This window comes from Jeongeupia sp. HS-3 (genome assembly GCF_015140455.1).
Lineage (GTDB): Bacteria > Pseudomonadota > Gammaproteobacteria > Burkholderiales > Chitinibacteraceae > Jeongeupia.
Genome location: NZ_AP024094.1, coordinates 2,243,056 through 2,263,089 on the forward strand (window position 1 = coordinate 2,243,056; position 20,034 = coordinate 2,263,089).

Annotated in this window: 22 protein-coding genes; 9 read left to right on the top strand and 13 right to left on the bottom strand. The window is 62.6% G+C overall.

Going from position 1 to position 20,034, the window contains the following annotated elements:
- The first annotated feature begins 10 nt into the window (after nt 1–10).
- The 6 genes from JLC71_RS10745 to JLC71_RS10770 all read left to right on the top strand — a co-directional run bounded on the left by JLC71_RS10745 (nt 11) and on the right by JLC71_RS10770 (nt 4,561).
- Entirely contained in the window at nt 11–1,171 is a 1,161-nt protein-coding gene (locus JLC71_RS10745) for a D-alanyl-D-alanine carboxypeptidase family protein (RefSeq protein WP_200915412.1), read from the top strand.
- Between the two features lie 54 nt (nt 1,172–1,225).
- Nucleotides 1,226–2,107, top strand: coding sequence for a D-amino acid aminotransferase (locus JLC71_RS10750; RefSeq protein ID WP_200915413.1), 882 nt, complete (start codon nt 1,226–1,228; stop codon nt 2,105–2,107).
- Nucleotides 2,104–2,397, top strand: coding sequence for a YbeD family protein (locus JLC71_RS10755; RefSeq protein WP_200915414.1), 294 nt, complete (start codon nt 2,104–2,106; stop codon nt 2,395–2,397). The genes JLC71_RS10750 and JLC71_RS10755 overlap by 4 nt, the downstream gene beginning before the upstream one ends.
- Before the next feature lie 71 nt (nt 2,398–2,468).
- Nucleotides 2,469–3,029: a lipoyl(octanoyl) transferase LipB gene (lipB, locus tag JLC71_RS10760; protein ID WP_236251047.1), complete on the top strand. Its 561-nt coding sequence runs from the start codon at nt 2,469–2,471 to the stop codon at nt 3,027–3,029.
- Nucleotides 3,030–3,066: 37 nt separating this feature from the next.
- Entirely contained in the window at nt 3,067–4,032 is a 966-nt protein-coding gene (gene lipA, locus JLC71_RS10765) for a lipoyl synthase (protein ID WP_200915415.1), read from the top strand.
- A gap of 67 nt (nt 4,033–4,099) precedes the next feature.
- Nucleotides 4,100–4,561, top strand: a complete 462-nt coding sequence (locus tag JLC71_RS10770) for an acyl-CoA thioesterase (protein ID WP_200915416.1) — start codon at nt 4,100–4,102, stop codon at nt 4,559–4,561.
- A 66-nt stretch (nt 4,562–4,627) separates the two neighbouring features.
- Here the strand turns inward: JLC71_RS10770 and groL are convergent, their stop codons facing one another.
- Both groL and groES read right to left on the bottom strand, forming a co-directional pair.
- On the bottom strand, nt 4,628–6,265 hold the full coding sequence (gene groL / locus JLC71_RS10775; protein ID WP_200915417.1) for a chaperonin GroEL: 1,638 nt from the start codon (nt 6,263–6,265) through the stop codon (nt 4,628–4,630).
- Nucleotides 6,266–6,318: 53 nt separating this feature from the next.
- Nucleotides 6,319–6,609: a co-chaperone GroES gene (gene groES, locus JLC71_RS10780; RefSeq protein ID WP_200915418.1), complete on the bottom strand. Its 291-nt coding sequence runs from the start codon at nt 6,607–6,609 to the stop codon at nt 6,319–6,321.
- Between the two features lie 288 nt (nt 6,610–6,897).
- Between groES and JLC71_RS10785 the strand changes: the two genes are divergently transcribed.
- A complete protein-coding gene (locus JLC71_RS10785) occupies nt 6,898–7,149 on the top strand; it encodes a hypothetical protein (protein WP_200915419.1) in 252 nt (83 codons plus the stop codon).
- Between the two features lie 15 nt (nt 7,150–7,164).
- On the opposite strand, the gene JLC71_RS10790 is transcribed toward JLC71_RS10785, so the two are convergent.
- The 5 genes from JLC71_RS10790 to JLC71_RS10810 all read right to left on the bottom strand — a co-directional run bounded on the left by JLC71_RS10790 (nt 7,165) and on the right by JLC71_RS10810 (nt 10,076).
- The gene (locus tag JLC71_RS10790) at nt 7,165–7,581 is read right to left on the bottom strand and encodes a VOC family protein (protein WP_200915420.1); all 417 of its coding nucleotides are present in this window, start codon (nt 7,579–7,581) and stop codon (nt 7,165–7,167) included.
- A gap of 184 nt (nt 7,582–7,765) precedes the next feature.
- On the bottom strand, nt 7,766–8,227 hold the full coding sequence (locus tag JLC71_RS10795; RefSeq protein ID WP_200915421.1) for a DoxX family protein: 462 nt from the start codon (nt 8,225–8,227) through the stop codon (nt 7,766–7,768).
- Nucleotides 8,224–8,952 (bottom strand): HvfC/BufC N-terminal domain-containing protein, encoded by a 729-nt coding sequence (locus JLC71_RS10800; RefSeq protein ID WP_200915422.1) that lies wholly within the window; start codon nt 8,950–8,952, stop codon nt 8,224–8,226. Before JLC71_RS10800 ends, JLC71_RS10795 begins: the two co-directional genes overlap by 4 nt.
- The gene (gene bufB, locus JLC71_RS10805; RefSeq protein WP_200915423.1) at nt 8,946–9,779 is read right to left on the bottom strand and encodes an MNIO family bufferin maturase; all 834 of its coding nucleotides are present in this window, start codon (nt 9,777–9,779) and stop codon (nt 8,946–8,948) included. Before bufB ends, JLC71_RS10800 begins: the two co-directional genes overlap by 7 nt.
- 51 nt (nt 9,780–9,830) lie before the next feature.
- On the bottom strand, nt 9,831–10,076 hold the full coding sequence (locus JLC71_RS10810; RefSeq protein WP_200915424.1) for a BufA1 family periplasmic bufferin-type metallophore: 246 nt from the start codon (nt 10,074–10,076) through the stop codon (nt 9,831–9,833).
- 265 nt (nt 10,077–10,341) lie between these two features.
- On the opposite strand from JLC71_RS10810, the gene JLC71_RS10815 reads away from it, so the two are divergent.
- Both JLC71_RS10815 and JLC71_RS10820 read left to right on the top strand, forming a co-directional pair.
- Nucleotides 10,342–11,685, top strand: coding sequence for an adenosylmethionine--8-amino-7-oxononanoate transaminase (locus JLC71_RS10815; RefSeq protein WP_200915425.1), 1,344 nt, complete (start codon nt 10,342–10,344; stop codon nt 11,683–11,685).
- A gap of 2 nt (nt 11,686–11,687) precedes the next feature.
- On the top strand, nt 11,688–13,196 hold the full coding sequence (locus tag JLC71_RS10820) for a cyclic-di-GMP receptor FimW-related protein (RefSeq protein ID WP_200915426.1): 1,509 nt from the start codon (nt 11,688–11,690) through the stop codon (nt 13,194–13,196).
- A gap of 9 nt (nt 13,197–13,205) precedes the next feature.
- Here JLC71_RS10820 and JLC71_RS10825 read toward each other — a convergent pair whose 3' ends face one another.
- The 6 genes from JLC71_RS10825 to argA are packed head-to-tail and all read right to left on the bottom strand — an operon-like array spanning nt 13,206 to nt 20,013.
- A complete protein-coding gene (locus JLC71_RS10825) occupies nt 13,206–14,165 on the bottom strand; it encodes a tyrosine recombinase XerC (RefSeq protein WP_200915427.1) in 960 nt (319 codons plus the stop codon).
- A 4-nt stretch (nt 14,166–14,169) separates the two neighbouring features.
- A complete protein-coding gene (locus JLC71_RS10830) occupies nt 14,170–14,859 on the bottom strand; it encodes a DUF484 family protein (protein WP_200915428.1) in 690 nt (229 codons plus the stop codon).
- Nucleotides 14,860–14,891: 32 nt separating this feature from the next.
- Nucleotides 14,892–15,725 carry a diaminopimelate epimerase gene (gene dapF / locus JLC71_RS10835; protein WP_200915429.1) on the bottom strand — a complete coding sequence of 278 codons (834 nt, stop codon included), beginning with the start codon at nt 15,723–15,725 and terminating at the stop codon, nt 14,892–14,894.
- Between the two features lie 21 nt (nt 15,726–15,746).
- Nucleotides 15,747–16,160: a CoA-binding protein gene (locus JLC71_RS10840; protein ID WP_200915430.1), complete on the bottom strand. Its 414-nt coding sequence runs from the start codon at nt 16,158–16,160 to the stop codon at nt 15,747–15,749.
- Nucleotides 16,141–18,603, bottom strand: a complete 2,463-nt coding sequence (locus tag JLC71_RS10845; RefSeq protein WP_200915431.1) for a putative bifunctional diguanylate cyclase/phosphodiesterase — start codon at nt 18,601–18,603, stop codon at nt 16,141–16,143. The genes JLC71_RS10840 and JLC71_RS10845 overlap by 20 nt, the downstream gene beginning before the upstream one ends.
- Before the next feature lie 57 nt (nt 18,604–18,660).
- Complete coding sequence (gene argA, locus JLC71_RS10850) at nt 18,661–20,013, bottom strand: amino-acid N-acetyltransferase (RefSeq protein WP_236250869.1); 1,353 nt, start codon at nt 20,011–20,013, stop codon at nt 18,661–18,663.
- Nucleotides 20,014–20,034: the final 21 nt, after the last annotated feature.

Sequence of the window (20,034 nt, forward strand, 5' to 3'; positions counted from 1 at the left end):
TGCCCTACCGATGAATATCCGCCGTACCTTTGCCCTCGCCGCCCTCGTCACGCCGCTGATTTCGATGACCGCCCAGGCGTTCACGCCGCCGCCGCCGGACATCGCCGCCAAGGCCTATTTCCTCTCCGACTTCCAGAGCGGTGCCACGCTGGCCGCGCGCGATGCCGACACCCGGATCGAACCGGCGTCGCTGACCAAGCTGATGACCGCCTATGTCGTCTTCAAGGCGATCAAGGAAGGCAAGCTCAAGCTCGACCAGCAGCTGACCGTCTCGGCCGCCGGGATGAAGGCCGGTGGCGGCAGCGGCGGCTCGACGATGTTCCTCGATCCGCGCACCCCGGCCACGGTCGACCAGCTGATCAAGGGCATGATCGTCCAGTCCGGCAACGACGCCTGCGTAACGCTGGCCGAAGCCATCGCCGGCAACGAGGAAGTCTTCGCCCAGCTGATGAACCGCGAGGCGCAGCGCCTTGGCATGAAGAACAGCCACTTCTCCAATTCGACCGGCCTGACCGATCCGAACCTGTACACGACCACGGCCGATCTGGGCAAGATTGCGGCGGCGATCATTCACGACTTCCCGCAGTTCTACCCGATCTACTCGATGAAGGACTTCACCTTCAACAACATCAAGCAGGGCAACCGCAACCTGCTGCTGTACCGCGACCCCTACGTCGACGGCATGAAGACCGGCCACACCTCGTCCGCCGGCTACAACCTGGTCGCATCGAGCAAGCGTGACGGCCGCCGGGTGATCTCGGTTGTCGTCGGCACCAGCAGCGACCAGATCCGCGCGGCCGAATCGTCCAAGCTCCTGAACTGGGGCGTGCAGTTCTTTGATACGCCGAAGATCTACTCGGCCGGCCAGAGCATCGCCACCGTGCCGGTATGGAAAGGCAAGGCTGACAGCGTCAAGGCCGGTTTCCTCCAAGACCGCTACCTGACGGTACCGAAGGGCGACGCCGCCAAGATCAAGCTCGAATTCATCAGCCAGCAACCACTGATCGCACCGATTGCCAAGGGCCAGCAGATCGGCGCAGTCAAGGTCAACCTTGATGGCAAGACCATCGGCAATTATCCGGTAGTGGCGATCGAAGCGGTGCAAGAGGCCGGCGTCTTCGGCCGCGCCTGGGATGCACTCCGGTTGTGGTTCAAACAGCTTTTTGCCTGATGCAGCTACCGCCGCCGGCATGACCAGTGCATGCCGGCGGCGTAAACTGAGGCCATGAACATTCCCGACCTGACCGCCTACCTGAACGGCAACTTCGCGCCACTGGCGACGCTGAGCGTGCCGGTGCTCGACCGTGGCTTTCTGTTCGGCGACGGCGTCTACGAAATGATCCCGGTCTACAACCGCAAGCCGTTCCGGCTGGATCAGCATCTGGAACGCCTCGCCGCCAGCCTGGCCGCGGTACGGATTGCCAACCCGCATACGCCGGGCGAATGGCGGAACATCGTCGAAACACTGGTGTTGCGCCAGCCTTTTGACGATCAGTCGGTTTATCTCCAGGTCACGCGCGGCGCCGCGTATCCGCGCAACCACGCCTTCCCGGCCGGCACAACGCCAACGGTGTTCATGCTCGCCGACCCGTTGACGCCGCCGCCGGCCTCGCTGGTTGCCAGCGGTATCGCAGCGATCAGTCAGGCCGATGTGCGCTGGCTGCGCTGCAATATCAAAGCGATTTCGCTGCTCGCCAACGTGCTCGCCAAACAGGCGGCTGTTGACGCCGATGTCGCCGAGACCATCCTGTTCCGCGATGGCCTGCTCATTGAAGGTTCGGCCAGCAATGTGTTCGTCGTTAAAAACGGCGTCATCCTCGCGCCGCCGCCGTCGCATCTGATGCTCACCGGCATCACCTACGATCTGGTGCTCGAACTGGCCGCCCGGCATGGCATGGCCTGCGAAGTGCGCGAAGTCAGCGAGGCCGAAACCCGCAACGCCGATGAGTTGTGGCTGACCTCCAGCGGCAAGGAAGTGCTGGCCATCGTCGCGCTCGATGGCGCCCCGGTTGGAAATGGCGCGCCCGGCCCCATCTATAAAACCATGTATCAGCATTATCAGGCGTTCAAAGCCGGGGTAATGCGCACAGGCAAGGACACAGCATGAACCAGAACAACCCACCGCCACCGCTCGAAGAACTCGTCGAGTTCCCGGCCAAACTGCCGATCAAGGCCATCAGCCACAAGCAAGTCAGTCAGGACGAGTTCCACGCGGCACTGTTCGCGCTCTCGCAAGCGCATGTGCCCGGCGTCACCGCCGAGGTACTGACGATCCGCGCCAGCGCCGCCGGCAACTATTTTGCCGCAACGCTGATGATTACCTTTGAGAGCGCCGATCAAGTGCGCGCGCTCGACGCCGCGCTACGCGCGCATCCGCTGGTGCGGATGGTGATGTGAGCGAAGTCATCGCAACAACGGCGCGGGTCGTGCAGCTCGGGCTCGCCGATTACCAGATCACCTGGCACGCGATGCAGGCGTTTACCGACGCCCGCACGCCCGAAACGAGCGACGAAATCTGGCTGCTCGAACACCCGCCAGTATTCACGCTCGGCCAGGCCGGCAAACCCGAACATATCCTGCAGCGCGGCGAGATTCCGATCGTCAAGATCGATCGCGGCGGCCAGGTCACCTATCACGGCCCCGGCCAGCTGATCGCCTATACGCTGCTGGATCTGCGCCGGCTCGGCTTTGGCGTGCGCGAACTGGTGCGGCGGCTGGAGAACAGCGTCATCGCCCTGCTCGCCGATTACGATATCGACGCCTACGGCAAGGTCGATGCACCGGGTGTCTACGTGCGTGACGAACTCGGTGAAGCCAAGATCGCCGCGCTCGGCCTGCGCATCCGCAACGGCTGCTGCTTTCACGGCCTGTCGTTCAATGTGAACATGGATCTCGCACCGTTCGCGATGATCAATCCCTGCGGTTATGAGGGCCTGCGCGTCGCGCAGCTGAGCGATTTCGGCATCGCTGAGACACCGGCGACGTTAGCCGGTAAAATGGCCGACAAAATCCTGCAACAAATCAATTGATTAACCACGTTCATCGCAAGGTTGATCGACCCGGATCATGACCCAAGACACCAAGAACGCCCCCGTTTCCGCCGGCACCAAACTGAAGGGCGAAGCCAAAACCGCCCGGATTCCGATCAAGGTGGTCCAGCTTGAAAGCAAGCTGAAAAAGCCCGACTGGATACGCGTGCAGGCGCCGAGCCTCAATGGCCGCTTTGGCGAGATCAAACAGATCTTGCGCGAGCAAAAGCTGCACACGGTATGCGAAGAAGCGTCCTGTCCCAATATCGGCGAGTGCTTCGGCAAGGGCACGGCGACGTTCATGATCATGGGCGACATCTGCACCCGGCGTTGCCCGTTCTGCGACGTCGGCCACGGCCGGCCGAACCCGCTCGACGTCAACGAACCGGTGCATCTGGCCGAGACCATTGCCGCACTCAAGCTCAAGTACGTGGTGATCACCTCGGTCGACCGCGACGACCTGCGCGACGGTGGCGCCCAGCATTTCGTCGACTGCATCAGCCTGACGCGCGAAAAGAGCCCGGGCACGCAGATCGAAGTGCTGGTACCCGACTTCCGCGGCCGCCTCGACGTGGCGCTGGAGCTGTTCGGCAAGGCGCTGCCCGACGTGATGAACCACAATCTCGAAACCGCGCCGCGCCTGTACAAGCAGGCTCGGCCGGGTTCGGACTATCTGCATTCGCTCAAGCTCTTGAAAGACTGCAAGGCGATGTACCCGGATGTGAAAACCAAATCCGGCATCATGGTCGGCCTCGGCGAAACCGACGAAGAAGTCGTCCAGGTGATGCACGACATGCGCGCGCACGACATCGACATGATCACCATCGGCCAGTATCTGCAGCCGTCGAACGGCCACCTGCCGGTGCTGCGCTATGTGCACCCGGATCAGTTCAAGGCATGGGAAACGCTGGCCTACGAGCTCGGTTTCAAGCACGCCGCGGTCGGCGCCATGGTGCGGTCGAGCTATCATGCAGATCAGCAGGCGCACGGCGCCGGACTCTGATCCGGCAGCACGTACCGACAACGCCGGGCTTGCCCGGCGTTTTGCATTCCGAAGAAAGGATGATCCGATGACCGACCTGCCGCGCCACCAACTCACCATGACCGTCTTGATGACACCGGACATGGCCAACTTCTCCGGCAACGTCCACGGCGGCGCATTGCTCAAGCTGATGGACGAAGCCGCCTACGCCTGCGCCAGCCGCTTTGCCGGCGCCTATTGCGTGACACTGTCGGTCGATCAGGTCACTTTCAAGCAGCCGGTGCACGTCGGCGAACTGGTGACCTTTCTGGCCAGCGTCAATTACACCGGCCGTACCTCGATGGAGATCGGTATCAGCGTCATCGCCGAGGATATCCGCGCGCAGACGGTACGCCATACCAATAGCTGCTATTTCACCATGGTCGCGCTCGGCGACGACAAGCGCCCGGTCGATATTCCCGCACACGCGCCCAGCGGCGAGATCGAAACCCGCCGCTGGCAGGAAGCCGACCAGCGGCGCGCGCAGCGGCTCGCCGCAGCCAAACGCTGACGCCCGGCCAGATAAAAAAAACGCCACCCGAAGGTGGCGTTTTTCATAGCGCAGGAGAAGCGGGACTTAGAAGTCCATGCCACCCATGCCGCCCATGCCGCCGCCCGGCATTGCCGGTGCATCATCCTTCGGCAGTTCGGCAACCATCGCATCGGTGGTCAGCAGCAGGCCGGCAATCGATGCGGCGTGTTGCAGTGCCGAGCGGGTGACCTTGGCCGGATCGAGCACGCCCAGTTCGACCAGATCGCCGTACTCGCCGGTAGCGGCGTTGTAACCAAAGTTACCCGTACCTTCAACGACGCGGTTCACCACGACCGACGGCTCATCGCCTGCGTTGGCAACGATCTGGCGCAGCGGCGCTTCGATCGCCTTCAGCACGATCTTGATACCAGCGTCCTGATCGGCGTTGAGGCCCTTCAGTTCGCCGAGGTTGGAACGGGCACGCAGCAGCGCCACACCGCCGCCGGCCACGATGCCTTCTTCCACGGCAGCGCGGGTTGCGTGCAGAGCATCTTCAACGCGCGCCTTCTTTTCCTTCATTTCGACTTCGGTGGCTGCGCCAACCTTGATCACCGCAACGCCGCCGGCCAGCTTGGCCACGCGTTCTTGCAGTTTTTCACGGTCGTAATCGCTGCTCGATTCTTCGATCTGGGCACGAACGGTGGCCACGCGTGCCTTGATCGCTTCTTCCGAACCGGCGCCATCGATGATGGTGGTGTTTTCTTTGGCCACTTCGATGCGCTTGGCCTGGCCGAGTTGCTCGAGCGTTGCCTTTTCCAGCGACAGGCCCACTTCTTCGGCGATCACGGTCGCGCCGGTGAGGATGGCGATGTCTTCGAGCATGGCCTTGCGACGGTCGCCAAAGCCCGGTGCCTTGACGGCCACGGTCTTGAGGATGCCACGGATGTTGTTGACCACCAGGGTAGCCAGCGCTTCGCCATCGACATCTTCGGCGATGATCAAGAGCGGACGGCCCGACTTGGCCACTTGCTCCAGCACCGGCAGCAGATCACGGATGTTGCTGATCTTCTTGTCGAACAGCAGCACGTACGGATTTTCCAGCAGCGCGATTTGCTTTTCCGGATTGTTGATGAAGTACGGCGACAGATAACCGCGGTCGAACTGCATGCCTTCAACAACGTCGAGTTCATCTTCGAGGCCGGTGCCGTCCTCGATGGTGATCACGCCTTCCTTGCCAACCTTGTCCATCGCTTCGGCGATCTTCTGGCCAATGACTTCGTCGCTGTTGGCCGAGATCGACCCGACTTGAGCGATTTCCTTGCTGGTCGTCGTCGGCTTGGCGATTTTCTTCAGTTCGGCGACGAGGGCGATCACCGCCTTGTCGATGCCGCGCTTCAGATCGGTCGGGTTGAAACCGGCAGCCACGTACTTCAGGCCTTCGTTGACGATGCCCTGCGCCAGCACGGTCGCCGTGGTGGTGCCGTCACCGGCGACATCGCTGGTCTTGGAAGCCACTTCCTTAACCAACTGAGCGCCCATGTTTTCGAACTTGTCCTTCAGTTCGATTTCCTTGGCGACCGACACGCCGTCCTTGGTGATGGTCGGCGCGCCGAACGAGCGCTCCAGCACCACGTTACGACCCTTAGGGCCCAAGGTCACCTTGACCGCATCGGCCAGGATATTGACGCCATTGACCATCTTGGCACGGGCGGAATCACCAAACTTGACTTCTTTTGCAGCCATTTCTCAGATACTCCTGAATTCTGTAAAGGATTGAAACCGTATGGGGTCGGAGCTTAGTGCTCGACAACGCCCATGACGTCTTCTTCGCGCATCACCAGTAGCTCTTCACCGTCTACCTTGACGGTTTGGCCGCTGTATTTGCCGAAGATCACCTTGTTGCCGACGGCGAGGTCGAGCGGACGAACGGAGCCGTTCTCCAGAATCTTGCCGTTACCGACGGCGACCACTTCGCCCATGTCCGGCTTTTCGGCGGCATTGCCCGGCAGAACGATGCCGGAAGCAGTTTTTTCTTCGGCCTCAACGCGCTTGATGACTACACGGTCATGCAAAGGACGGATTTTCATCGTTAACTTCTCCTGAAGATGAATGACGCGAAACGTGCAGAACGATTCGGTTTGCGTTCGCAAAAAGTTCGTTGTTAGCACTCATCGCTAACGACTGCCAATAATAGGGACGGGACTAGGGGTTTTCAAGGGTGCGGCGGCGAAAAAGCCGGCAAACCCGGTGTGTGCCTATGCACGTTGACGTTCCACGCCAGATTTCTTACATTTTCCTACCGCCTGGCATATATTTAGGCTAGCTTGTAAGAAATGTAACGCACAAATCGCTCAGGCCGAATAAGATAGGAGCCTATGAATTTCAAAATGCCCGATGGCATCAAGGATGGTGATCATCCTTCCTTGCTGTTTGCCACAACACGCACGACGATCAGCCCGGAAGATCGTGCAGAACAACTCGCCCAAGCCCGCCGGCTGGCGCTGGTTCAACTCAAAAGTGCGGTCAAGCTGCGCATCCTCGCCAAGGCACGCGAGCTCGGTTACAAGCCCGAAGACTTGCTGGCCGAATTGTCAGAGATCTACCTGAACCAAACCGGCCAACCTTGATGGGTTACGTCTGTTTCAGACTTCGCAGTTGATCATCCAGTTAATCCCGAAACGATCGGTGAGCATGCCAAAACCTTTAGCCCAGAACGTCGGCTGATACGGCATCTGCACTTGGCCGCCAGCGGCCAGCGCATCAAAGAGCCGTTGGCCTTCGGCCATATCCTTGGTGCCAATCGACATGGCACAACCACTCATCGTCGTCGGCGCATTCTGCCCCATGCCATCGGACGCCATCAATTGCGTTTCGCCGATGCTGAAATTGGCGTGCATGACCTTGTCTCCCCAACCGGCGGTATCGCAATCCATATGCGCATCCGGAGGGGCATCCTTGAAGTGCATGAGCATGGAAACATTCGCACCAAGCGCGCTCTGATAAAAGGCCAGCGCTTCACCGCAACGACCGTTGAAGAACAAATACGGTTGAACCTGCATGGTTGATCACTCCGTGTTTAACCGGCCGCAATGCGGCACGCGTGTTGGGGTTCTAGTCTGCATAGACTGCGCCGGCAAGCTCGAGAAGGGCAAAAGGTGCGCGACCGTCACCGCGCTTAGACCTATAGCCGGCGCGATCGACGTGTGACCACGCCGGTTCGCAGACGGATTCAAACTCTAGCTTCTATCCAAACGGTTTGCGCCCGCAGTGGCCTTGCCAGAGCCGGTCAAACGACCATGCACCGCAGCCGTGAATCAGCAGATAAGCCAGCAACACACCCCACAACAGATGATCCTTGAGCTGGATCGGTGCCAGCCCCGGATAGGAGATCACCGCGACGGCGTTAAGGATGAACAGACCGGCGGCGGCAAAGCGGCCAAACAGGCCCAGTACCAGCAGCACCGGCAAGGCCAGCTCGCCGCCGGTGGCCAAGACAGCGGCGATGGGCGGCGTGAGAAACGGCACCTGGTATTCCTCGGTAAACAGCAGCAAGGTGGTATCCCAATCGCGGATCTTGGTTAGTCCCGACAGGAAAAATGCCTTGGCGACATACAACCTGGCAGCGAGCGCAAACAGCGGCGCCAGTTTCGCGATCAGCGCTTCACCGCGGCAGTAGCAGCGGCACAGACTGGAGAGCAACGTCATACCGGAACCTCCTCAAGCGTACACACCAGGGCCCGAGCAAACAGGAGCGCCAGCAGTGGCTCAGGGTCGGTTGCGGCCAAACCCAGCGCAGTGCCGAGCGTTTCGCCGGCCATCAGCGCCGCCAGCCAGCCGGCTTCATCGGGACTGAGCGCATGCCAGCCATCCCGCCACACCAGCACCGCCTGCCCTCCCGTGGCCAGATCAGCCACCGCCCCCCCTTCATGCATCGCGGCGATATCGGCAATCGGCCAGTCACGGGAGATGCACAGCGAGACGGCCGGATGAAACCGCAGCCGCGCGGCGGCAAATGCACCGGGGTCAAGCTGCGCCAGCCTGTCAGGCGCGACCGACTCGGCATCGATGGCGTGCCAGCCGCAATGGCGTGTCCAGTCAAGCCGGGCGACATCGGCAAGGTAAGGCAATCCGGCCGCCGGGACGAAGCCGGCAAGAAAATCGCCCAGCGTTTCGCCATCGTCGTGCAAATTGGCCGATGGCGCCGGCACGGCCAGTACATAGGCATGCGCCATTGCGCGGAACCAAACGCTGCCGACCAGCGCGGCAACGGTTGGAAAGGCGTTTTCCAGCGCATTGATGCGGTTCAGCCGGGTGTTGCTGCGGTACACGCCGATATGGGCGCGCGTCGCTACGCTGAGGCAGGCCGGCTCATGATCATCGTCGACGAGTGCGGCGGCAAAATCAGCGAGTATGTCGGCATAGCTCAGCATGGCTGCGGCTCGCAATGCGCGACCCGGTCGACAAGCCGGCGGTATTCGGCGAGCAGCTCGGCCAGCGGCGGCAGGTTCGTATCGCGCTCCAGCAGCACCGGCAGCGGCCCGAAGCGCGTCAGCGCGGCGTCGAGCAAGCGCCACACGGGCTCGGCCACTGCCGCGCCGTGGGTATCGATCGCGATGCCGTCGCAGACTTCAAAACCGGCGACGTGGATTTCGCCAACGCAGCCCAGCGGAATCCGGGCGATTTCCGCCAGCGGATCGACGCCAAGGTTCAGGGCGTTGACGTGGAGATTATTGACGTCGAGCAGCACGCCGCATCCACTGCGGGCCACCAGCGCCGCAAGCAGTTCGGCCTCGCTGAACGCCTCGTTATCGAAAGCGATGTAACTCGATACGTTTTCGATCAGGATGCGCCGCCCCAGCGTGGTCTGGATCTGGTCGATGCGCTCGGTCAGCAGCCCAAGTGCCCCGGCGATACGCGGTACCGGTAGCAAATCGTTGAAAAAGCGACCCGGCACCCGGTTCCAGCACAGGTGTTCGGACACCAGCGCGGGCTCGACACGTTCGATCAGCGCCTTGAGTCGCGCCAGATGGCCGATATCCAGCGCTGCGGCACTGCCAAGACCCAGCCCGACGCCGTGCAGGCTGAGCGGGTAATCGGCACGTACCGCCTCGAGCATCGCAATCGGCTGGCCGCCGCCGAAGTAGTTTTCGCTGTGCACCTCCCACCAGGCGACATCGGGGCGCGTGGCCAGCACCTCGGCCAGATGCGGCGAACGCAGGCCGAGCCCGGCAGCGGGCGGAAGGAGTGAAGTGCTCATGTTTATCCTGGAGGGCCGATCCGCTTGAACCGGCCCGCGCCGATGCTGTCGTCACATGGGCTTCATCGCACCGCCCATCTTGGCGCAGGTGCCAGCGGGGACGAACTTCCACTCGCCTTTATCCATGTCCTTGCTGGCCTGCCCGGCGCAGGAATGATCATTGCCCTTGCAGTCGTTCTGGCCAGCCTTGGCGACGCCATAACACTTTTCCTTCTCCGCGGCGGTGGCCGGTGCCGACATCGTCGCCCCCAGCACCGCGGCAAGTGCCGAAGCGGCCAGCAGTTGTTTCCTTTCCATGATCGGTATCTCCAGAGTGTCAATGACGGGAAGGCGCGAGCGCCCCTTCCCACCAGAGTCGGACACTGACAGCGCATATGACAGTCAATGACGGAAAAAACGTCACATCTCCTGCCTGAACGGTATAAACAGCCCTGACATGTAAGAAACATGCAAACAAACGTCGTTTATCGCCTTAAAGCAAGAAGACCACAAGGGCCGTCACAGCCCGCCGTTACGCGTCTGGATACGGCTACAATGGCAAACCAAACTTGCGCTTTTTCCCATGCCAAACTCCGACCTGCTCGCCCGCAGCCTTGCCGCCGTTTGGCATCCGTGCACCCAGATGAAACGCCACGAAGCACTGCCGCTGATCCCGATCGCACGCGGCGATGGCGTCTGGCTGATCGATGCCGACGGCAGGCGCTATCTCGATGCGGTATCGAGCTGGTGGGTCAATCTGTTCGGCCACGGCGAGCCACGCATCAAGGCGGCGATCAAGGCCCAGCTCGATACGCTTGAACATGTGATGCTGGCCGGTTTCACCCACGAACCGGTCGTGCGCCTGTCCGAACGGCTCGGCCAGCTCTCCGGGCTTGGCCATGCCTTCTATGGTTCCGACGGCGCCTCGGCGGTCGAGATCGCGCTGAAAATGGCCGCGCATTATTGGCGTAACCTCGGCCACCCGGCCAAGCATCGATTCGTTTATCTCGAGGGCAGTTATCACGGCGAAACCGCCGGTGCACTGGCGGTGACCGATGTCGCGGTGTTTCGCGAAGCCTATGCGCCGCTGATCGGCCAGCACTTCGTCACCCCGAGCCCCGATGCGCGTCATGCCCAGCCCGGCGAAAGCGCCGACGAGGTCGCCGAACGTGCGGCAGCGCGGCTGGAACACCTGCTGGCGCGGCATCACGGCGAAATCGCCGCGCTGATTATCGAACCGCTGATTCAGGGCGCCGCCGGCATGGCGATGTATTCGCCGCGCTACCTGCAACTGGCGCGCGCCGCCTGCGATCGCCATCAGGTACTGATGATCGCCGACGAAATCGCCGTCGGTTTTGGCCGCAGCGGCGAGATGTTCGCCTGTCAGGGCGCCGGCGTTCAGCCCGACCTGATCTGCCTGTCCAAGGGCATTACCGGCGGCTTCCTGCCGCTCGCCTGCGTGCTGTGCAGCGATACCGTCTACACGGCCTTCTATCACGATGATGTCGCGCGCGGCTTTCTGCACTCGCACTCGTACACCGGCAACCCGCTCGCCTGCGCCGCCGCCAACGCGGTGCTGGATATTTTCGAGGCCGACGACGTCATCGCCAGCAACCGCGCCAAGGCCGAGCGCTGGGACGCGCTGTTCGCGCCGCTGCAGGCACACCCGAATGTCGTCCACTTCCGCCGCACCGGCATGGTCTGGGCCTTCGACGTGATCGATGCCGGCGCGGGTTTCGCGCAGCGCTACTTTGCCGCCGCGCTGGCGCAAGACCTGCTGGTTCGGCCCATCGGCAATACCGTTTACTTCATGCCGCCCTATGTGCTGAACGACGATGAAGCGGCCTTGCTCGCAGATGGCGCGTTGCAGGCGCTGGATGCCGCGCTCGCCACCGGCGACACCGATCACGATCTGTCACTGGCCTGAATATGCTGACGCTTTTCCTCCCCGACTTCGATCCGCGCCTTGACGATATCGTCGAGCGACGCCCGGCCGCACTGCGCGACTGGCTGATCCAGCTACCGATGTCGCAAGTGCTCGACGCCGGTCGCCAGGTGCTCGACGCCCTCTCCAGCTGCAACCGCGTACGCATCGCCCCGGATGAACGTTACGCGCTGCTGGAGCAATACCGCACCGCACTCGACCTGCTCGCCGGCGGCCTCGAGAGCCTGTACCGGCTGCCCGGCCTGCCTATGGGCGAGCGCGCCCGTCAGGCATCGCAGCTGATGCGCGCGCTGTGGCAGGAGCTGGTGATCGGCTACAAGCGCACGCTGGTCGACCGGCTGGAAAAACGCAGCCTGTTCGGCAACAACAACCGCATTGCCGCGCAAGCGATCCAGCAGGCGATGTACGCGCACTACCGGCTGCTGCTGCTGTCCTGCCGCGTATACATGAGCGTGCCTGCCGGCTTCTGGCGCGAAACGCATCAACTGTTCCGCCACGCCGCCGAACACAAACTGCTCGACGACACACTCGACAAACTCACGCCGGGCAGCGGCCTGCTTTATAAACGGATGCTGCTGCTGGCGCTGGCCGACCCGTTGCGCTACGCCCAGGACGAGCTCGACAAGGTGATCGAGCTGGTCGAAAACTATGCGCCGCTGATCCACTTTCAATCCTTGACCAAGCTGGCGGCCTCCGCGGGGTTCTTTCTGGTTCGGCTCGATCAGGATGCACCGCCGCGCTACGTTGGCGCCCGCAATACCGATGGCGTCGACGGTGCCGCGCTGCTGGTCGACACCATCGAGCTGGGCAAAAAGCTGCACCGGGCGCTGCACGCACTCGAAACCAAGGCCCCGCTGGCGCACGATCGCGGCAAGGTGCTGATGTGGATGGAAATCCTGCGTCGGGTCAACCGGCAGTGGAGCATCGCGCCCAAGCGGCTGTTCCAGCGCATTCAGGCCGATACGCGCATCGAACTTTGCCTCGGCCTGGCCGCCAGCGTACATACCACCAGTGCCGGCAAGGTCGGCGCCTGCGCGGTAACACCACACATCAGCCACTGGCAAATCATCAATGAAAGCCCCGGCGGCTATGCCGTGCACGGCGAAGCGATGCAGCCCGAACTGGCCCGTGCCGGTGAAATTGTCGCGCTGCGGGCCAATCCGGACGAGCCGTGGATGGTCGCCTCGGTGCGCTGGCTGCAACAACGCGACGACAGCAGCATCGATATGGGTTTGCAGGTCATGAGCGCCCAGCCGACAGCGGCAATGGTTCGCACCGCCGGCCCGTACGAAACCGCGCCGTCGCAACCGGCGCTGCTGATCCCGGAAATCGCGGTGCTCAAGCAGGCCGCGCAGCTGGCCGCATCCAAGGGCACCTATGCACCGCTGCGCGAGCTGGCCGTCGATACTGCCGCGGGGACCCTGCGGCTACGGGCGACCAAGCTGGTCGAGCAGCAAATGGGCTACGATCTGTTCGAATACCAGCCGGGCTAGGCGCGGCACTCAGCGCTCTTTGTCATCGGCCTCGATATCGTGCTCATCGTTGGCCGGCGGTGCGGTTTCGACGTCGGGCGCCACCTCAGCGCGATGCGCGCGCGGGTGTGCCAGCTTGTAGCTTTCCTGCAGATGAACGAAATCGAGGTGGGTATAGACCTGCGTCGTCGTCAGATTGGCATGGCCGAGAAACTCCTGCACCGCGCGCAGATCGTGGCTGCGCTGCAAAAGGTGACTGGCGACACTGTGGCGCAACTTGTGCGGGTACAAGCGCTCGGTCAGAGCAAGTTTTTGCTGCCAGTGCCGTAGCCGGTACTCGACTGCCCGGGTCGTCATCGGCGCGCCACGCGCGCTGACGAACAGCGTCGACGCACCAGTGGCCGCCCATTGCGGCCGCAGCAGCAGCCAGCGCCGGATCGCCTCGATCGCACTGGCGCCCACCGGCACCTCGCGGATCTTGTCACCCTTGCCGAGCACGCGAACGAAACCGGTGGAAAAATCGATCGCCGCCAGCGGCAATGACGCCAGCTCGGCCACGCGCAAGCCCGACGAATACAACAATTCCAGAATTGCCCGGTCGCGGCAATCGATCACCGCATCGTCTTCGACATCATCGATCAGCTGGTTCACCGTCTCAACGTCGAACGCCGCCGGCAAAGGCTTGGCCAGTTTCGGAGCGCGTACCGTCGCGACCGGATTGGCCGGCCAGGCGCGGTCGCGCATCATCACCCGATAGAAGGTGCGCCATGCCGACAACATCCGCGCGATGCTGCGCGCAGATAGCTGCCGGCTGACAAGCATGCGCACGAAACCGCGCGCGGTTTTGGTTTCCAGCGTGGCCAGATCGGCATCGCCAGCCAGATCGGCCAACACCAGCAGATCGCGCCGGTAGGCCGAACGCGTCAATGCGCTGGTGGCCTCGGCGGTGAGGACGGTATCGAAATGATCGAAATCGCCGAGGTGGCGCAAGGGCTCAGACGCTTTCCGGGGTTTCGTCGCGCGCATATTCAAGCACCGGCGCCAGACGCGTGATCGCGGCGGCGACCAGTTCGGCCAGACGGCTCAGATAAAGCGTGCCCATCTCGGGGTAGAAACGATCGGCATCGGTACTCGCCAGCGCCATCACCCCGATGGGGCGACCATGGGCGCGCAGCGCAAACAAGCCGAACGAGGTCAGCGAGCCGGCATTGTCGCCGAACCAGGCACGAACATCGTCGGCCAGATAAGGGCCGCAATACGGTGAGACCAGCTGTTCGGCCAGCCGCGTCACCGTTTCACCCGCCGGCGCCAGCTCGGGCAGATCCACATCGGCATCAAGATCCCACAGCCGCAACACCACGCCGGACAGGCCGAAATCATCGATCAGCGATGCATTCGCCGCCGTAATTGCCTCATCCAGCCGGTTGGCGCGCAGCAGCGACAGCGTCAGCCGATGCAGGCGCTCGCTGGTGATGTCGTTCTCTTCACCAAACTGCAAGAGCGCCCCCATGCGCGATTCCAGCACGCGGGTGCGATCACGCAGCGTCACCAGCTGGCGTTCGGCCAAAGACACAGCCTGGCCGTGATGATGGTGTGGCACGTAGATCTGTGCGATCTCGTCGGCAAATTCGTCGAAAAACGCCGGATTATCCTGCAGCCAGGCTACGATCTCGTGCGGTTGCATCGCGGTTCCTTGAATGAAATGGCTGAAACGGTTTAGAGCGTGATCACGCCTTCGAATACCGACACGGCGGGGCCGGTCATCAGCACCGGCTGGCCCATGCCCGCCCAGCTGATGCTCAGCTCACCGCCGCGCGTATGCACGCGCACGCGCTCGTCCAGCAGGCCGCGACGAATGCCGGCGACGACCGCCGCACAGGCGCCAGTGCCGCAAGCCAGCGTTTCGCCGGCACCGCGTTCGTGTACGCGCAGCAGGATTTCGTCGCGCGCGACGATCTGCATGAAGCCGGCGTTGACCCGCGCCGGGAAGCGCGGATGGTTTTCAATCGCGGCGCCCAAGCGTTCGACCATGCCGTTGTCCACATCGGCCACCACCTGCACCGCATGCGGATTGCCCATCGACACCACGCTGATATCGACGGTTTCACCGGCGACGTCGAGCGCCTGAATCACCGCATCGGTATCGGCGATGAACGGGACTTCGGCCGGCGAAAGACGCGGCGCGCCCATATTGACGGTGACCTCGCCGTCGGCTTCAAGACGCGGGTAGATCACGCCACGGGCGGTTTCGACGGCAATCTCGATCTTGTCGGTCAGCCGCTGGTCGACGACGAAACGGGCAAAGCAGCGGGCGCCATTGCCGCACTGCTCCACTTCGCTGCCATCGGCATTGAAAATCCGGTAGCGGAAATCGATACCGGGCTGCGTCGGTGCCTCAACCAGCAACAACTGGTCGAAGCCGATGCCGAAATGGCGATCGCCAAGACGCTTGATCGTCGCGGTATCGAGCAGCACGGGCTGGCGCACGCCGTCGACGACGACGAAATCGTTGCCGAGACCTTGCATTTTGGTAAAACGGAGTTGTGTCATCGGGATGTCTGCAGTTGGGGTTCAGCCGAGCAGCCGGGCGTGTTCGACCATCAGGCAGCGATCCATCACCACGAAAAGGCCGGCGTCACGCGCCTTGGTCGCGGCGTCATCATTGATGATACCCGACTGGATCCACACACCGCGCGCACCGGTGGCGATCGCCGCATCGACCACGGCACCTACTTCTTCGGCGCGGCGGAACACGTCGACCAGGTCGATGTCACCGGGGACGTCGGCCAGCGCCGGATACGCGGTTTCGCCGAGCACCTCGCTGATGCCGGGACGCACCGGCACGATGGTGAAACCGGCGGCCTGCATATAGCGCGATACGCGGTAGCTGGGGCGGTCCGGCTTCGGCGACAGCCCAAGCACGGCGATGCGCTTCACACCAGCCAGAAAGGCGCGGACCTCGGTATCACTCGGATTGCGGAACATGATCATTCTCCTTCTCGGGCTCGACGTCGCGCGTCAATCCGCGCAGCAGCCCCGGATGGTCGTGGCAAGGCCGGTCCAGATAATAGCCCTGGACCAGATCGACGCCCATTTCCAGCAGCATCCGGTAAATCGTTTCGTTTTCGACGAATTCGGCGATCGTCGTCTTGCCCATATCGTGCGCCATCGCCACCATGCCGCGGACGAAAATCTGGCTATCCGCATCGTTGGGCAGGTCGCGGATGAAGAGTCCGTCGATCTTCAGGATATCGGCCTTGAGCTGCTTCAGGTATGCAAATGAGGCGAAGCCGTTGCCAAAATCATCAAGGCAGACGGTGCAACCGGTCACGCGCAGTGCATCGATAAAGCGCTGAGCCTCGCCGATATCGGAGACCGCGGCGGTTTCGGTCAGCTCGACCAGCAAGCGGGTCGGGTCGACACAATGCAAGCGCAGCAGGCGGCCGATGAATTCAGGCAGCTCGGGCTCGTCAAACGAGCGGCCCGAGATATTGATCGCGATCGACGGCATGTGCGGCCGGGCCGCGAGCAATTCGATCGTGCGCTTGATGACCCAGCGATCGATGTCGACGATCTTGCCGGTTTTTTCGGCATGGCCGATGAAATAGCCCGGCATGATCAGCGTGCCGCCAGCGTCCTTCATTCGCAGCAGCGCTTCGAGATGCATCAATTCGCGACTATGAGTACGGTAGATACCCTGAAAATGCAGCTCGAAGCCGTCGGTTTCCAGCGCATCGACAATCCGCTCCTTCCACGACAGCCGGCTGGATGCGATGCGCGCCGGGTCGGATTCGGCCCGGTACATGCGCCAGGTCGATTTTCCGGCGGCCTTGGCCTGATACATGGCCGCATCGGCGTGGGCGACCAGTTCGGCGGCGTTGCAGGCATGCTGCGGATACAGTGCCACGCCGATCGACGTCGATGGCCGCAGCACCTGGCCATCGGTGGAGAACTGCATGCGGGCAATCCGGCTCACCAGCCGGTCGGCCAGCTTGCCGACTTCGAACACGGTACAGTCGGGCAGCAGCACGGCAAATTCGTCGCCGCCCAGACGCGCCAGTACCTCGTGCCGGCGCACCTGGGTGGCCACCTCACGAGCGATGGCCTTCAGCAACTCGTCGCCTGCGGCATGACCCAAGGTATCGTTGACGTACTTGAACTCGTCCAGATCAAAGAACAGCAGCGCCGTGGTGCCCTGGCGGCGCTCGGCATCGAGCACCATGCGCGCGAGTTCTTCCTGGAAACGGTGGCGGTTGTACAGCCCGGTCAACGAATCACGCTCGGCCAGATTCACCATGCGTTCGGCCAGTTGCCGCGCCTGGGTGACATCCTCATACAACCACATGCGGCCGCTGGCGGAACCGTCGCGCTCGGCGACGCGATAGCACTGCTGGGTGATGACACGGCCATCGCTCATGGCCAGTTCGCCGAAGTCGATCCGCTTCTGGTCCGCGGTGGCGGCGTCACTGTAATGGCCGGGCAGATCGATCTGCAACGGTCTGTTGAAGCTCTGTTGCAGCACCTCGGCCACCGCACGTCCGGCCAGACCGCCATCGGCAATCCCCCATAGCGCGCAAAATGCCGGGTTGTGGAACACGATGCGGTTATCGTTATCGACGAAAAGTACGCCAAAACGCATGGCCGACAACAAGGCGGTCAGGCGGGCGCGTTCGGTTTCGGCCCGGGCAAGGTGAATCTCGCCACGTTGGCGCGCCTCGCCAAGCTCCTTGATCCGTTCGCGAACGGCCACGCCCATGTCATTGAAACGGCGTGTCAGCTGGGCGATTTCGTCATTGCCCGTCGGCGTGGGCAAGGGTGAAAAATAGCGCAGCCCACCGGAGCCACCGGCGTCGATCAGCCGGTTCAGCGTTCGCGTCAGCCACATGCCGAATAGCGCCATCAGCAACAGCGTCGCGATCAGGCCGCTAATGAGGATGGCGGCGTTCTGCGCGCTAAGTCTATCGATCGCGGCATGCCAGGACTGCGCCGACACGCCGAAATGCAGCTCGCCCAGATGCACGCCTGCGGCGCTGATCGGGGCAACGGCGTGTACGTTTGCGCCGATGTTCTGGCTGCCATCGAAGCGGTCGGGCGGCGGCAAGGCTTGGCCAAGCGGCCATCCCTTGGTCGCCACGACCTCGCCCCGTGCGTTCGTGAGCACCAGATAGTCGATGCTCTCGACCGACAGCAAGGTATCGAGCAAGAGGCCGGTGCCGGCCGGATTGGTTTGCAGCGGTACGGCCAGCGTCGCGGCGAACAATTGCGACAAGGCGGCCACCCGCGTGCCGAGCGCCTGCCTTGCCGCGTCGTGCCAGACCCGCGAGGTGTTGACCAGCACCAGCGCCAGCACCAGCAGTTGTACGAGCACGCACGCGGTCAGCAGGCGGCCGCGCAAGGTTCGCAGAAAAGGCAGGACGGACAGCCGCATTCGATACCCGTGAAATGGATGACGCTTACAGGCTGGGCCGGATGATGCGCGCCGGCGCTAACCTTTCAGCGACTTGATGAAAACCTTGGAACGCCGTTGGTAATTGTAAAGGCGCATCTTCTCGATCGGTAAATCGTCGATCGATGCCTGTGCAAATCCGCGCTCGACAAACCAGTGGCTGGTACGCGTGGTCAGCGCAAACAGCTGCTGCATGCCGAGCGAGCGCGCACGCTGTTCGACGTGGTGCAAGAGCTGCTCGCCCCGGTCTTCGTCACGGTATTCCGGATGAATCACCAGACAGGCCATCTCGGCCATGCGGCTGTCGGCAAACGGATGGATCGCCACACAGCCGACGATCTTGCCGTCGTGCTCCAGCACCGAGTAACGGTGGATCTCGCGTTCGATCAGCTCGCGGCCACGGAATACCAGCACGCCGGCGTCCTCAAGCGGTTCGATCAGTTGCAGCATGCCGCCGACGTCATCGATGGTGGCCTCGCGCAAGGTTTCCAGCGATTCGCGCGACACCATGGTGCCGACGCCGTCGTGGGTGAACAGCTCCATCAGCAGCGCGCCGTCGAGGTAGTGATTGATCAGATGTGCCCGTTTCACCCCGCGCCGCACCGCGCGCACCGCGCAAGGCAGGTAGAGGCGGATGTCCTCGTTGGCTTCCGGGTGGGTGGCGAGGAACTGCTCGGCCTCGACCGCCGTCAGCTCGTGCAGCAGTTCGCCGGTCAGATCAACCACGCCGTCGTGGCCGAACATGAACAAGAGCTTGTCGGCCTTCAGCGCCACCGCGGCGCTGGTGGCGACGTCTTCAAGCGTCAGGTTGAAGATCTCGCCGGTCGGCGAATAACCGAGCGTCGACAACAGCACCAGCTCGCCGTCGTCGAGGCGGTAGTTCAGCGCCGTGGTATCGACCTTGCGCACCTCGCCGGTGTATTGCAGATCAATGCCGTCGCGCACACCCATCGGCTGCGCGGTGATGAAATTGCCGGCCGAGACGCGGATATCGGCATTGGCCATCGGCGAGTTGGCCATCGCCATCGACAGCATCGATTCGATCTCGACCCGCACCTGGCCGATCGCCTGCATCGCGCACTCCAGCGTGACGCTGTCGGTGACGCGCACGCCCTTGTGGTAATCGAGCGGCAAGCCTTTTTCCTGCACCCGCGCATCGATCTGCGGTCGGGCGCCGTGCACCACGACCAGCCGCACACCCAGACTGGCGAGCAGGTTGATATCGTAGGTCAGCGTTGAAAACCGGCCATCGCGGACCACCTCGCCGCCCAGGGCGATCACGAAGGTCCGGCCGCGGAAAGCGTGGATATACGGCGCCGCCTGACGGCACCATTGCACAAAGGCGGGAGTATCCATGCGCTCGAAAGTCTCCTTGACTAAGGGTTCAGCCATTTTTTGCACCGCCAACGCGGC

Coding starts and splice junctions, on each gene's coding strand:
- JLC71_RS10745 (WP_200915412.1), top strand. CDS start 11: ATGAATATCCGCCGTACCTTTGCCCTCGCCGCCCTCGTCACGCCGCTG.
- JLC71_RS10750 (WP_200915413.1), top strand. CDS start 1,226: ATGAACATTCCCGACCTGACCGCCTACCTGAACGGCAACTTCGCGCCA.
- JLC71_RS10755 (WP_200915414.1), top strand. CDS start 2,104: ATGAACCAGAACAACCCACCGCCACCGCTCGAAGAACTCGTCGAGTTC.
- lipB (WP_236251047.1), top strand. CDS start 2,469: ATGCAGGCGTTTACCGACGCCCGCACGCCCGAAACGAGCGACGAAATC.
- lipA (WP_200915415.1), top strand. CDS start 3,067: ATGACCCAAGACACCAAGAACGCCCCCGTTTCCGCCGGCACCAAACTG.
- JLC71_RS10770 (WP_200915416.1), top strand. CDS start 4,100: ATGACCGACCTGCCGCGCCACCAACTCACCATGACCGTCTTGATGACA.
- groL (WP_200915417.1), bottom strand. CDS start 6,265: ATGGCTGCAAAAGAAGTCAAGTTTGGTGATTCCGCCCGTGCCAAGATG.
- groES (WP_200915418.1), bottom strand. CDS start 6,609: ATGAAAATCCGTCCTTTGCATGACCGTGTAGTCATCAAGCGCGTTGAG.
- JLC71_RS10785 (WP_200915419.1), top strand. CDS start 6,898: ATGAATTTCAAAATGCCCGATGGCATCAAGGATGGTGATCATCCTTCC.
- JLC71_RS10790 (WP_200915420.1), bottom strand. CDS start 7,581: ATGCAGGTTCAACCGTATTTGTTCTTCAACGGTCGTTGCGGTGAAGCG.
- JLC71_RS10795 (WP_200915421.1), bottom strand. CDS start 8,227: ATGACGTTGCTCTCCAGTCTGTGCCGCTGCTACTGCCGCGGTGAAGCG.
- JLC71_RS10800 (WP_200915422.1), bottom strand. CDS start 8,952: ATGCTGAGCTATGCCGACATACTCGCTGATTTTGCCGCCGCACTCGTC.
- bufB (WP_200915423.1), bottom strand. CDS start 9,779: ATGAGCACTTCACTCCTTCCGCCCGCTGCCGGGCTCGGCCTGCGTTCG.
- JLC71_RS10810 (WP_200915424.1), bottom strand. CDS start 10,076: ATGGAAAGGAAACAACTGCTGGCCGCTTCGGCACTTGCCGCGGTGCTG.
- JLC71_RS10815 (WP_200915425.1), top strand. CDS start 10,342: ATGCCAAACTCCGACCTGCTCGCCCGCAGCCTTGCCGCCGTTTGGCAT.
- JLC71_RS10820 (WP_200915426.1), top strand. CDS start 11,688: ATGCTGACGCTTTTCCTCCCCGACTTCGATCCGCGCCTTGACGATATC.
- JLC71_RS10830 (WP_200915428.1), bottom strand. CDS start 14,859: ATGCAACCGCACGAGATCGTAGCCTGGCTGCAGGATAATCCGGCGTTT.
- dapF (WP_200915429.1), bottom strand. CDS start 15,725: ATGACACAACTCCGTTTTACCAAAATGCAAGGTCTCGGCAACGATTTC.
- JLC71_RS10840 (WP_200915430.1), bottom strand. CDS start 16,160: ATGTTCCGCAATCCGAGTGATACCGAGGTCCGCGCCTTTCTGGCTGGT.
- JLC71_RS10845 (WP_200915431.1), bottom strand. CDS start 18,603: ATGCGGCTGTCCGTCCTGCCTTTTCTGCGAACCTTGCGCGGCCGCCTG.
- argA (WP_236250869.1), bottom strand. CDS start 20,013: ATGGCTGAACCCTTAGTCAAGGAGACTTTCGAGCGCATGGATACTCCC.